The sequence below is a fragment of the Nocardiopsis alba DSM 43377 genome, from assembly GCF_000341225.1.
In the GTDB taxonomy this organism is placed as follows: Bacteria; Actinomycetota; Actinomycetes; order Streptosporangiales; family Streptosporangiaceae; genus Nocardiopsis; species Nocardiopsis alba.
This window is the reverse complement of record NZ_ANAC01000009.1, coordinates 62,414-75,394: the sequence shown is the minus strand read 5'-3', so window position 1 is coordinate 75,394 and position 12,981 is coordinate 62,414. Positions and strand designations below refer to the sequence as shown.

The window sequence follows — 12,981 nt, the reverse complement described above, 5'->3', positions numbered from 1 at the left end:
CGTGCTCCGAACACCTGATCCCCGTCCTCGCGGACGGTACCTCTCCACGGAGGGCCGGGCGATGACCGGGCCCCACGAGGAACCCACGACCGCCGTACCCCCGATGAAGGCCGTCGTGATGGCGGGCGGCGAGGGCACGCGCCTGCGCCCCATGACCGCCAACCAGCCCAAGCCACTTCTTCCGGTGGTCAACAGACCGATCATGGAGCACGTGCTGCGTCTGTTGCGCAAGCACGGCTTCACCGAGACCGTCGTCACCGTCCAGTTCCTGGCCACGCTCATCCGCAACTACTTCGGCGACGGCGAGGAGCTCGGCATGAAGCTCCACTACGTCGCCGAGGAGGTCCCCCTGGGGACCGCGGGCAGTGTGAAGAACGCCGAGGAACACCTGCGCGGAGAGCCGTTCATCGTCATCTCCGGTGACGCGCTGACCGACATCGACCTCACCGACATGGTCCGCTTCCACAAGGAACGCGGCGCCAAGGTGACCATCGCCCTCAAGCGGGTGCCGAACCCGCTGGAGTTCGGCATCATCATCGTCGACGACCAGGGGCGCGTCCAACGGTTCCTGGAGAAGCCGACCTGGGGTCAGGTCTTCTCCGACACCGTCAACACCGGTATCTACATCATGGAGCCCGAGGTCCTCGAACGCGTCGCCGAGGGCGAGGTGGTCGACTGGTCCGGCGACGTCTTCCCGGAACTCCTGGAAGAGGGCGAGCCCATCTACGGCTACGTGGCCGAGGGCTACTGGGAGGACGTGGGCACCCACGAGAGCTATCTGAGCGCCCAGGCCGACGTGCTCTCCGGCAAGGTCGACGTCGAGATCGACGGCTTCGAGGTGTCGCCGGGCGTGTGGGTCGGCGAGGGCGCCGAGGTCAGCTCCGCGGCGATCCTCAAGGGCCCGCTCTACATCGGTGACTACGCCAAGGTCGAGCCCGGGGCGGAGCTTCGGGAGTACACCGTCGTGGGCAGCAACGCCGTGGTCCGGGCCGAGGCCTTCGCGCATCGCACGGTCCTGCACGACAACGTGTTCATCGGTCGTGGGGCCAACCTGCGCGGCACCGTGATCGGCAAGAACACCGACGTGATGGCGGCGGTCCGGATCGAGGAGGGCGCGGTCGTCGGCGAGGACTGCGTCATCGAGTCCGAGGCCTACCTGCACAACGACGTCAAGGTCTACCCCTTCAAGACCATCGAGGCCGGGGCGGTGGTCAGTACCAACGTCGTCTGGGAGTCGCGCGGGCAGCGTTCGCTGTTCGGACCCCGGGGCGTGTCCGGGCTGATCAACGTCGAGATCACCCCGGAGTTGGCGGTCCGGCTCGCCAACGCCTACGCGACCACCCTCAAGAAGGGCGCGGTCGTCACCACCTCGCGCGACGTCTCGCGGGCCGCACGCACGCTCAAGCGGGCGATCATCAGCGCGCTCACGGCGGCCGCCATCGAAGTGCGCGACCTGGAGGTCGTGCCGTTGCCGGTGGCACGGTTCCACACCGCGCAGAGCGGGATCAGCGGCGGTATCACCGTCCGCACCAGTCCGGGCGACCCCGAGTCGGTGGACATCATCTTCCTCGACGGTGAGGGGGCCGACCTCTCGCCGGGGGCCCAGCGCAAGCTCGACCGGGTCTTCTCCCGCGCCGAGTACCGTCGTGCCTTCCCTGGGGAGATCGGTGAACTGTCCTTCCCCGCGCGCAACGTGGAGAACTACTCGCACGACCTCCTGAGGGCCGTGGACACCTCCGGGGTGGCCGAGGCGAGGTTGAAGGTGGTCGTGGACTGCGCGGGCGGCACGGGCTCGCTCATCCTGCCCTCCCTGCTGGGGCGGATCGGGGTGGACGTGCTCACCGTCAACAACCGATTGGACGAGGCCTCGCCCACCGACACCGTCGCCAAGAGGATGCGCGACCTGGAACGGCTGGGCGAACTGGTGTCCGGATCGGGCGCCGACTTCGGCGTGCGCTTCGACCCGGTGGCCGAGCGGCTGTCCATCGTGGACGAGAACGGTGAACTGGTCGACGACGACCGCGCGCTGTTGGTGGTCCTGGACCTGGTCACCGCCGAGCGGGGCGGCGGCACCGTGGCCCTGCCGGTGACCACGACCCGGGTGGCCGAGCGCGTGGCCCGGTCGCACGGGGCGCAGGTGCGCTGGACGGCGACCGCCACGGACGAGCTGACCAAGGCGGTCCGGGCCGAAGGGGACACGATCGTCCTCGCCGGCGACGGCCGCGGCGGGTTCGTCGTCCCCGAGTTCAGCCCCACCGGTGACGGCATCGCGGCCTTCGTGCTGTTGCTGGGCCTGGTGGCCAGGACACGCCGGTCGCTCGGTCAGATCGAGCGGGCGATCCCCCAGGCGCACCTGCTGCGCCGTTCGGTGCCCACGCCCTGGGCGATCAAGGGCAGCGTCATGCGCGCCGTCGTGGAGGCCGCCGGCGACCGGGAGCTGGACACCACCGACGGTGTCCGGGTGATCGAACCCGACGGAAGCTGGGCCCTGGTCCTTCCGGACACGGCCGAGGCCGTCACCCATCTTTGGGCCGAAGGTCCCGATCCGGACAGGGTGCAGCGGCTTCTGGACGAGTGGGCGGCCGTGGTCGAGTCGGCCGAGGGCTGACGCGCGTCCTCGCGGGCGTGGGCGAAGAGGTCGCCCACGCCCGCGAGGCGTGCCCGGTCGTCCCGGTCTCCCGCTCTTTTCCCGCCGTTCACCTCGCCGAGAGGGCCCGCGAAAGACGCAGGTCAATGCCGGCGGGGGAAGTCCTCGAAAATCCGTCGCGCGTTCGCGTGAACCAAACGCCCGCGCACGGCATCACTTCCAGGACGAGTGATGGTCCTTGAACGGGTCCGCCGCCGACCGGGCGGAGGGCCGGTGGGGAACCGCCGACCGCGGAACGCGCACGCGAATCGAGGGTGTTCGCGGCCGGCCGAGGGGAGCGGAACCCTGCCTGGGCAGGGATATGGTTTAAAGTCGAGTGTTCCCTGAAGCACCGTGTCATCACCCGAACGGGCGTCCCGGCAACGGCGGATACCCAACGGGGGGTGACAAGGAGTACAACATGGGGGATGAGACCTAGCGACCGACCGTGCGGGTCGTTCCACTGCCGCGACAGTGGGCCGCCCCGCCGTGTTCCGGATGGTGGGCGGGCACCGTGTCCGTCGCACGTTCGGAACGCGCCACCGATCAGCCGAATCAAGCACCGCCCCGTGCGGTAGGAGGCCGAGCCGACCTATGTCGAGCGTTTACTGCACGCAGTGCGGTCACGCCGTTGCGGATGATGCCCGTTTCTGCTCCCACTGTGGAACCCCCCTCCGCAGGGCCGACCAGCAGAGCCCACGGCCCACCGCGGGCGGGGACTCCGCGGGAGATGTCACCTCGACCATCTCCATCTCCGGAATACAGGCGCTGGAGGAAGAGGAATCGGGCGATGAGCTCGGCGGGGACGACCCCGCCAGCGCCGACGCGCTTCCTCCGGGCACCGCTCTGCTCGTGGTCCGTCGTGGCCCGAACGCGGGAAGCCGTTTCCTGCTGGACAGCGACGTGACCACCGCCGGGCGTCACCCCAACAGCGACATCTTCCTCGACGACGTCACCGTCTCCCGGCGCCACGTGGAGTTCTTCCGCCGTGGCAACGGGTTCGGAGTCCGTGACGTCGGAAGCCTCAACGGTACCTACGTCAACCGCGAGCCGGTGGACGAGGCCGAGTTGGGCGGTGGGGACGAGATCCAGATCGGCAAGTTCCGCATGGTCCTGTTGACCAAGCCGCGCCGATGACGGATCGCTGACCACGGTCGACGGGGGCGGGAGGGCCGGAGAGGTTTGCGGCCCCCCGCCTCCGGAGAGCTTTGTAACGAAGGGTGCCGATTTCGCCCTCGGGTCCTGATCCAACGGGGGAGCAGGGACGAGCGCCCAGCCGGCATGACGACTCGTGGGACGGAGACGCTGTGAAGCACATGGAGGTCGTCGGCGTCCGGGTTGAGATGCCCTCGAACCAACCGATTGTCCTGCTCAAGGAGACCGAGGGTGACCGCTACCTGCCGATCTGGATCGGTGGTGTGGAGGCCACCGCCATCGCACTGGCCCAGCAGGGTGTGGCCCCCGCCCGGCCCCTCACCCACGACCTGTTCCGGGACGTCCTCGACGCCCTGGACACCGGCCTGGAGACGGTGAGGATCACCGGGTTGAGCGATGGCATCTTCTACGCCGAGCTGGTCTTCAGCAACGGTGTGGAGGTCAGTGCCAGGCCCTCGGACTCCATCGCCCTGGCGCTGCGGACCGGAACCCCGATCTACGCTCACGAGGACGTGATCGACGAGGCGGGGATGCCGATCCCGGACGAGCAGGAGGACGAGGTCGAGGCGTTCCGGGAGTTCCTGGACAATATCTCTCCCGAGGATTTCGGGCGACGTAGTACGTGAACACGCGACGGGATCCGCGCCGAGCGCGGGTCCCGTTCCGTGTTCTCGGGAGGCGAGAGCGTCTCCACCGAGGACACGGCCTTGACCTGCGGCTTCGTCGCGGGTCTCAGTGATAGATTGGGATGAGGGATTGGTCGTGGAGACCACAGCCGAAACCCCCTGGAGCCGCGGGCCCATCGGAGCCGTCGGCCGGGCGGAGTCGTCGCAACGCGTAGTTGGCGACGCGCCGCGCGGCCTCGTTGACGCTGCCGTGGCGCCGCTTTACCTTCGGTGCTGTGGAACCCACGGCGCGCCCCTTCCCTGAGTGGACTTTCCCCTGTCGATGCCGCCGTGGGACGAGAAGCCGGAGGTCGGCGTGGCGGTAGCGAGCGGCAAGCGGGATCCCGAAGACAGGCGGTCCGCGCTGCGGCTAGCGGGGCAGCAGGGCCTACTGTGCGAAGAGGACGTGGTGGCGCTGCCTATGGACGTCGGGTATAGGGGACCCGCGGCGTGTACCGCCGCCGGGATCACCTATCGACAGCTCGACTACTGGGCCAGAACCGGCCTGGTGGAGCCGAGCGTGCGCTCAGGCGCCCATAACGCGCCCCTGTACAGTCTCCCGGACATCCTCATGCTCAAGGTGGCCAAGCGCCTCCTGGACACCGGGATCTCCCTTCAGCAGATCCGTACGGCCGTGGACCATCTGCGGGGCCGCCCCGCCGGTGAGCTGGCCCGCATCACCCTCATGAGCGATGGTGTGAGCGTCTACGAGTGCACCTCTCCCGAGGAGGTCGTCGACCTCATGCAGTGCGGTCAGGGCATGTTCGGGCTGGCGTTGGCCAACGTGGCCCGTGAGCTGGAGGAGGCCCTGGGGGTCGTTCCGGCCGAGGATCGTTCGGAGCTTCCCGCCTCCGCGCCCCAGCCGGTCGACGAGCTGGCCCGTCGGCGCAGGGAGCGGCGCACCGGCTGAGCCCGGCGAAGGCGAACGTGGTCGTGGTGGGGCCCGAGGGGTTCGTGTGATTCTCCGTGTGCGGTGGGAGAAAGGCGTGCCCTGGCTCGGTGAACCGGGCCCCGATCGAGTACGGTCGTAGTCACAACAGGAGGAAACCCGACATTCCTCCTGCTTGGATCTATGTACAGAGCGTCAGCAGGCTGTCGATACCGCGCGGGAGAGACCTCGGCAACGGGGCGCCGACGGGGCAATACTCCCCAGTAACCTCTCAGGCACCACGGACCGCGCGGAGGAGGCCGCTCTGAAGCCTGGGCACCGCCGTGCCCGGTGACAGAGGGGGAGACCGTGAGGAACACCGCCGATCACATCGGCCCTGTCACCAGGAGGTCTCCGTGACTGACCCGTCGAACGTCCCGAACCCGGGCGCGCCCGCCAGGGTCTTCGCCGACCGGCACATCGGCCCCACACCGGCCGAGGTCGAAGAGATGCTCAAGACGGTGGGGCACTCCTCCACCGAGGAGCTCATGACCGCCGCCGTCCCCGAGTCCATCCTCACCGGCCCCGGGCGCCACGCCCCGCTGGACCTGCCCGAGGCGATCGGAGAGGCCGAGGCCCTGGACGAGCTGCGGGCCCTGGCCTCGCGCAACCGTCCGCACACCTCGCTGATCGGCCTGGGCTACTACGACACGCTCACCCCGCCGGTCATCCTGCGCAACATCATGGAGAACCCCGCCTGGTACACGGCCTACACGCCCTACCAGCCGGAGATCTCCCAGGGCCGGCTGGAGGCCCTCCTCAACTTCCAGACCATGGTCTCGGACCTGACCGGCCTCCCGATCACCGGCGCCTCCCTCCTGGACGAAGCGACCGCCGCCGCCGAGGCCATGACCCTGGCCCGCCGCGCCTCCAAGGTCAAGAGCGACGTGTTCGTCGTCGACTCCGACGTCTTCCCGCAGACCCTCCAGGTGCTGCGCACCCGGGCCGAGCCCCTGGGCATCGAGGTCGTCGTCGCCGACCTGACCAAGGGCCTGCCCGAAGGCGAGGCCTTCGGTGTCCTGGTGCAGTACCCCGCCTCCAGCGGTGTGGTCCGCGACCCCTCCTCCGTGATCGCCCGGGCGCACGAGCGAGGGGCCCTGGCCGTGGTCGCCGCGGACATCCTCGCCCTCACGCTGCTGCGCAGCCCCGGCGACCTGGGCGCCGACATCGCGGTCGGCTCCACCCAGCGTTTCGGCGTTCCGCTCGGCTTCGGCGGCCCGCACGCCGGCTACATGTCCGTGGGCGAGAAGCTCCGTCGCCAGCTGCCCGGCCGTCTGGTCGGCGTCTCGGTGGACAACGCCGGCAAGCCCGCCTACCGTCTGGCCCTCCAGACCCGTGAACAGCACATCCGTCGTGAGAAGGCCACCAGCAACATCTGCACCGCCCAGGTGCTGCTGGCGATCATGGCCGGCATGTACGGCGTCTACCACGGCCCCGACGGCCTGCGCGCCATCGCCCGTCAGGTGCACACCCGCACCGCGGCCCTGGCCGACGCCCTCACCCGACGCGGCTTCGACGTGGTCCACTCGTCCTACTTCGACACCCTGCGCGTGCGCGTGCCCAGTGCCGACCAGGTCGTCGAACGCGCCCTGGAGAGCGGGATCAACCTGCTCGCCGTCGACCAGCGCACCGTCGGCCTGAGCGTGGACGAGACGACCACCGTCGACACCCTGGGCAAGGTCCTGGCCTCCTTCGGCGAGGCCGACCGGGGCGCCGAGCGCGGCCCGGTGGCCGTGGACGAGGCCGCCGACCGTCTGCCCGCCGACCTGGCGCGCGGCGTCGACTACCTCACCCACGAGGTCTTCAACACCCACCGCAGCGAGACCTCCCTGCTGCGCTACATGCGCCGTCTGTCCGACCGCGACCTGGCGCTGGACCGCACGATGATCCCGCTGGGGTCGTGCACCATGAAGCTCAACGCCACCGCGGAGATGGAGTCCATCACCTGGCCGGAGTTCGCGGGCCTGCACCCGTTCGCCCCTCTGGACCAGGCGGCCGGCAGCGTGGCGCTCATCCGCGACCTGGAGGCCTGGCTGGCCGAGGTCACCGGCTACGACGCCGTCTCCCTCCAGCCCAACGCCGGCTCCCAGGGCGAACTCGCCGGTCTGCTCGCCATCCGCGGTTACCACCGTTCCCGCGGTCAGAGCCACCGCGACGTGTGCCTGATCCCCAGCTCCGCCCACGGGACCAACGCGGCCAGCGCCGTCATGGCAGGGATGCGCGTGGCCGTCGTGGCCTGTGACGACGACGGCAACGTCGATCTGGAGGACCTGCGCGCCAAGACCGCCCGTCACGCGGAGGACCTGGCGGCCATCATGGTCACCTACCCCTCCACCGCGGGCGTGTACGAGGACACCATCACCGAGGTGTGCCGCCTGGTCCACGAGGCCGGCGGCCAGGTCTACGTGGACGGCGCCAACCTGAACGCCCTCCTGGGCTGGGCCAAGCCGGGCGAGTTCGGCGCCGACGTCAGCCACCTGAACCTGCACAAGACCTTCTGCATCCCGCACGGGGGCGGCGGCCCGGGCGTGGGCCCGGTCGCGGTCCGTTCGCACCTGGCCGGTTTCCTGCCCAACCACCCCGGACAGCCCGAGGCGGGCCCGCACACCGGTTCCGGACCGGTCTCGGCCGCCCCCTTCGGATCCGCCGGAATCCTGCCGATCTCCTGGGCCTACGTGCGGATGATGGGCGAGCAGGGGCTGCGTTCGGCCACCGAGACCGCGGTGCTCTCGGCCAACTACATCGCCAAGCGTCTGGAGCCCTACTTCCCGGTGCTCTACACCGGCGCCGGCGGTCTGGTCGCGCATGAGTGCATCATCGACATCCGCCCCCTCCAGAAGGCCTGCGGGATCAGCAACGAGGACGTCGCCAAGCGCCTGATGGACTACGGCTTCCACGCGCCGACCATGTCCTTCCCGGTCAACGGCACGCTCATGGTGGAGCCCACCGAGAGCGAGAACCTCGCGGAGCTGGAGCGGTTCGTCCAGGCGATGATCTCCATCCGCGGTGAGATCGACAAGGTCACGACCGGTGAGTGGGATGCCGACGACAACCCGCTGCGCAACGCCCCGCACACCGCCGAGGCCCTGACCGCCGACGAGTGGGGGCACGGCTACAGCCGTCAGGTGGCGGCCTATCCGCTGCCGTCGCTGCGTCAGGACAAGTACTGGCCGCCGGTCGGCCGGATCGACCAGGCCTACGGTGACCGCAACCTGGTCTGCTCCTGCCCGCCGCCGGAGGCCTTCGAGCTGTAGGCCTTACACCGCCGGGCGTGGGACGAGGGGCGGGGCGTCGACACGGGTCGGCGCCCCGCCCTCCTCTTCGCGCGAGGGCGGGTGCGCGTGGTCCTCCCATGACCGGGACCCGCCACGGGAGGGGCGCTCCAGGGCGGGGGAGAGCGCGTTAGAGTTGCGGCGAGCCGAACATCCGCGCTCCCCACCGCGCGGTCTCCACGCCCCCACGGAAAGCGGAAGCATGACCACGACGTCCGGAACTCCCGCTCGCTCCGGCCCCTCCGACCCCCGACCCCTCCCCGTGGATCCCGAGGACGTCGAGGAGCCGACGGTCGGGCCCGAGGACGCCTCCGACCTGTGCGATCAGGCCCGGGACCTGGTCGAGAACGGACACCTGGAGCGGGCCGCCCGCCTCTATGGACGGGCCGTGGCGGCCAACCCGCCACCGGCGACGCAGGCGCGTGCCCTGTTGGGGCTGGCCGTGGTCCAGGATCGACGCGGAGACACGACCGCCTCCCGAGAGGCCGCGCGCAGGGCCCTGGCCACCGGCGACGGCCGTTACGCCCCCCGAGCCGGATATCACCTGGCGCTCTCCCTGGAACAGGAGGGGGAACACGAGGAGGCCGTCCGGGTGTGGCGACGCCTGCTCGACATGGGAGATCGGACCTACACCGCGGTGGCCCACTACGGGCTGGCCCGTGAGGCGGAGACGCGAGGCGAGACGGCCGAGGCCGAGGAACACTGGGAGGCGGCCCTGGCTCCCCCGACCGAGGAGGGACGGATGGCCCCCCTCCACACCGCCACCGTCCTGGAGGCCTCTCGGGACCTGGCCGGTCGGCTGCTGGGCCGAGGGGACGCGGAGACCGCGGCGATCGTGGTCGACCGGGGGTTGGCGATCGCCGACGACCCCGAACTGCGCCTTCTTCGGGCCGCGACCCACGTGGAGCTGGCCCTCGCCGACGCCGCGTCGGTCGCCGATCCGGGTCCGGTGGAGACCGACGAGGAGTGGCCCCGCCCAGCGCCGCGTACCTCGGGCGCGGCGGTGGAACTCCTCGCCGGACTGCTGAACCTCCGAGGTGAACCGGACTCGGCCGCGCGGGTGTGGTGGTCGGGGTTGGAGAGCCGTGACCCCGAGGTCGTGGACGAGGTGCGGCGCCGTCTGCGCCGTCCCTTCGCCCGGCCCGTGGACGAGAACGGGGAGGAGATCCCCGTCCCGTGGTGGGAGGGGTACCTGGAGGAGGCCGAGGCGACCTCCAGCGCCTCCGCCCTGGCCGGGGAGCTGTTCGCGGTCATCGGCCGCATGCACGCCCTGCTGGCGATGCCGACGGTGGAGGGCGAGACCCGTCCGGCCGTCCTGCGCGAGGCGATGGAGCAGGCGTTGCGCACCCCCGACGAACTGGTCTGGGGCGCCGACGTGCACGCGGACTTCCGGCGCAGGCTGGCCGAGGCGGTGGGAGAGGACGTGCTCCCCGAGGGGTGGCCCGACACGCGTTGAGGACGGTCGCCACGGCGCCGCCCGGGATCGTGTGTCTCCCGGGCGGGGCGTTCGGAGGTGTCACGGGTGTCGACCCGACCGTGGTGGTCGGGAGACGGGTCCTCAGGCGGCGGCGCGGGGGCGGTGCGGGGCGACGATCACTCCGTCGGGGAGCAGTTCGCCGGTGTCGTCGAAGAGGACGACCCCGTTGCAGAGCAGGCTCCACCCCTGTTCGGGGCGGCTGGAGACGACTCGGGCCGCCTCACGATCGGTGTCCTCGAAGGACGGGCAGGAAGGTTCGTGGCTGCACATGATGAAGACCCCTTCGGTCGTGTGCGTCGTTGAGGCCAACAGTAGTGGCTGACATCACAAGGTGTTGACGTTTCAGTCCGACAACAGTGATCGCCGCCTCCTGTTCGCGCTCGCCCTATGAGATCCACGCCACCTGGAAAGGGTTCTCGCCGATTCGGCGTGTCGTCGTCCGAGCCGAGGAGGGAACGGCCCGGACGACCGGGAGACGACGGGGTCAGTACCCACCACGGGTTCGACGGGCGGCGGGACGGCCGCGCATACCGGCGCCCGCCAGGCCGCCGCGCTGAAAGGCCCGCACCAGCTCGCCACCGAGGTTGACCCCCGCGCCCAGGGCCAGCGCCACCATGATGGCCTCCGCCAGGCTGAGCATTCCGGCGACCGCGGTCCCCTGGGTGATCTCGATCAACCCTCGGTACAGGATGCTTCCGGGCAGGAGTGGAGCGATCGAGGGGATCAGGTACGGCAGTACCGGACGTCGGGTACGCCGGGCCAGCCAGTGACCGACCACCCCCACCGCCACCGCTCCGGCCACGGTGCCCACCACGGGGGGCGCCTCCAACAACAGCCGAAGGCCCGCGTAGATCGTCCAGATCATCACCCCCATGCAGCCGATCAAGGGCAGCATCCGGGGCGGTACCGCGAGGGAGATCGCGAACGCCATCGCGATCCCGGCGGCGCCCACCAGCACCAGGGGCTCCATGGAGGTACCCGCCGAGGGCAGGTTCTCCAGGTCCATGTTCACGCCCAGACGCACCGCCGTGTAGGCCACGGCGCCGACCCCGGAGACGATCGCGCCCAGGATGAAGAAGGTCTCCAACAGGCGTGCCGCCGCGGAGACGTAGCTTCCGCTGATGCCGTCCTGGAGGCTGGAGACCAGTGGACGACCGGGGAGCAGGGCCATGATGTTACCGGTGATGATCGCGCCCGCCTGGAGGCCCAGGTCCATGGTGGTGCTCACCCACAGCAGGGCCACGCCGATACTGGAGGCCACGAGGGCGGCCGCGGCCATCTGGTAGAACTCGGCGACGCCTCGATTGGCCAGGAAGACCGCGGTACGGTCGCCCAGCACCGTGGCGAGGAAGGCCACGGTCGCCACGATCAGACCACCGCCCACCATGAGGCTCGCGCTGGAGGCGATGAGGCCGAAGCCGACGGCGATCAGCCAGTTCGGGTAGGGCATGCGGGCCCGGCGGATCTGCTCCAGCCGGGCGTTGGCGTCCTCCAGTTCCAGGAGCCCGAGCGCGGCCTCCTGGACGAGGGTGTGGAGCTCGTTGACCCTGAAGTAGTCCAGGGTGCGGCGGCGCACCACCCGCTCACCGGTCACCGGAGGGCTGTCCCCGCCCGGGTGGGTGGACAGCGAGATGGTGGTGAAGGTGACCGAGACCTCCGACCGGGGCAGGTCGAAGGCCACCGAAAGGCTCAGCATGGACTCGCTGACGGCCTCGGTGCTCTCACCACTGGCCAGCATGAGTTCGCCCACGCGGAGGATCAGGTTGATCGCCCGCGCGTCGGGAAGCTTGACGTCCTGCTCGTCGTCGAGGTCGTCAGGGGTCAGGTCCCGCTCGTGCTCGGCGCGCCAGTCGCGCATCCGGCTGAGCATGATCTCCTCGCTCGGCGGCCCCGACCGCCCCCGCTTGCTCGGCATCGTTGTACTCCGTTTTCTCGCCGTCGCCCTCACCCTGCTGTTCGGCGCACCGCCTCGGTGGTCCCACAGAGGGACGCCCGGTCGGACGGCGGGGTTCGCCCGCGCGATACGGAGGCACCGGTGAGTTCGGTCACCGGTGACATCCTGTCAACGCGCGCGGTCGGCGCCGAGTGACGACGCGCCGGTCCCAGGGCGTTCTCGATGGGTGCCGTGGGTGGGTTCAGTGGTCGGACGGAAGGTCGTGTCCGGGGCGGACGAGTCCGCTTTCGTAGGCGTGGACGACCGCTTGGACGCGGTCGCGCAGGCCGAGTTTGGTGAGGATGTTGCCCACGTGGGACTTGACGGTGGTCTCGCCCAAGAAGAGGTGTGCGGCGATCTCGGCGTTGGACCAGCCGCGGGCGACCAGCCGCAGGACCTCGTGTTCGCGGGAGGTGAGGGGGTCGGCCCCGTCGGTCTCGGGTTCGGACTCCACGTCGGGCAGGAGAGGGGAGAAGCGGTCGAGGAGCCGGCGCAGGACGGCCGGCGCGATCACGGCCGAACCGTCGGCCACCACCTCCACCGCGCCGATGAGCTCGCTCGGAGGCGCGTCCTTGAGGAGGAAGCCGGTGGCCCCCGCGCGCAGCGCTCCGATGGCGTACTCGTCCAGGTCGAAGGTGGTCAGGGCCAGCACGCGCACCTTGTGCCCGAGGGGCGCGGCCCAGGCGAGGATGTCCGCGGTGGCGCGCACCCCGTCGACGCCGGGCATGCGCAGGTCCATCAGCACCACGTCGGGGAGGAGCTCTCGGACCCGGCGCAGGGCCTCGCGGCCGTCGGAGGCCTCGCCCACGACGGACAGGTGCGGGGCCGTTTCCAGGATCATCCGGAAACCGGCCCGCACGAGGGGCTGGTCGTCGACGAGGAGAACTGAGACGGGCACGCTTCGATTCTGCCGCATACTCCGAGT

9 protein-coding genes and 1 riboswitch are annotated in these 12,981 nt (G+C 70.3%); of the genes, 6 read left to right on the top strand and 3 right to left on the bottom strand.

The window, feature by feature from the left end:
• Window positions 1-103: 103 nt before the first annotated feature.
• From D451_RS0107040 to D451_RS0107015, 6 genes are all read left to right on the top strand, one after another.
• Entirely contained in the window at window positions 104-2,608 is a 2,505-nt protein-coding gene (locus D451_RS0107040) for a mannose-1-phosphate guanyltransferase (protein ID WP_014912822.1), read from the top strand.
• Between the two features lie 612 nt (window positions 2,609-3,220).
• On the top strand, window positions 3,221-3,763 hold the full coding sequence (locus D451_RS0107035; protein WP_014912302.1) for an FHA domain-containing protein: 543 nt from the start codon (window positions 3,221-3,223) through the stop codon (window positions 3,761-3,763).
• Between the two features lie 170 nt (window positions 3,764-3,933).
• Complete coding sequence (locus D451_RS0107030; protein WP_014913412.1) at window positions 3,934-4,407, top strand: bifunctional nuclease family protein; 474 nt, start codon at window positions 3,934-3,936, stop codon at window positions 4,405-4,407.
• A 460-nt stretch (window positions 4,408-4,867) separates the two neighbouring features.
• The gene (locus D451_RS0107025; RefSeq protein WP_017533891.1) at window positions 4,868-5,356 is read left to right on the top strand and encodes a MerR family transcriptional regulator; all 489 of its coding nucleotides are present in this window, start codon (window positions 4,868-4,870) and stop codon (window positions 5,354-5,356) included.
• A 186-nt stretch (window positions 5,357-5,542) separates the two neighbouring features.
• Window positions 5,543-5,633: riboswitch (glycine riboswitch) on the top strand.
• A gap of 97 nt (window positions 5,634-5,730) precedes the next feature.
• Window positions 5,731-8,628 (top strand): aminomethyl-transferring glycine dehydrogenase, encoded by a 2,898-nt coding sequence (gene gcvP, locus D451_RS0107020; RefSeq protein WP_017533890.1) that lies wholly within the window; start codon window positions 5,731-5,733, stop codon window positions 8,626-8,628.
• Window positions 8,629-8,848: 220 nt separating this feature from the next.
• Window positions 8,849-10,102 carry a tetratricopeptide repeat protein gene (locus D451_RS0107015; protein WP_017533889.1) on the top strand — a complete coding sequence of 418 codons (1,254 nt, stop codon included), beginning with the start codon at window positions 8,849-8,851 and terminating at the stop codon, window positions 10,100-10,102.
• Window positions 10,103-10,204: 102 nt separating this feature from the next.
• On the opposite strand, the gene D451_RS0107010 is transcribed toward D451_RS0107015, so the two are convergent.
• From D451_RS0107010 to D451_RS0107000, 3 genes are all read right to left on the bottom strand, one after another.
• Window positions 10,205-10,393 (bottom strand): DUF5999 family protein, encoded by a 189-nt coding sequence (locus D451_RS0107010; protein ID WP_014911825.1) that lies wholly within the window; start codon window positions 10,391-10,393, stop codon window positions 10,205-10,207.
• A gap of 214 nt (window positions 10,394-10,607) precedes the next feature.
• On the bottom strand, window positions 10,608-12,038 hold the full coding sequence (locus D451_RS0107005) for a threonine/serine exporter family protein (RefSeq protein WP_014908456.1): 1,431 nt from the start codon (window positions 12,036-12,038) through the stop codon (window positions 10,608-10,610).
• Between the two features lie 220 nt (window positions 12,039-12,258).
• A complete protein-coding gene (locus tag D451_RS0107000; RefSeq protein ID WP_014912846.1) occupies window positions 12,259-12,954 on the bottom strand; it encodes a response regulator in 696 nt (231 codons plus the stop codon).
• Between the last annotated feature and the right edge of the window lie 27 nt (window positions 12,955-12,981).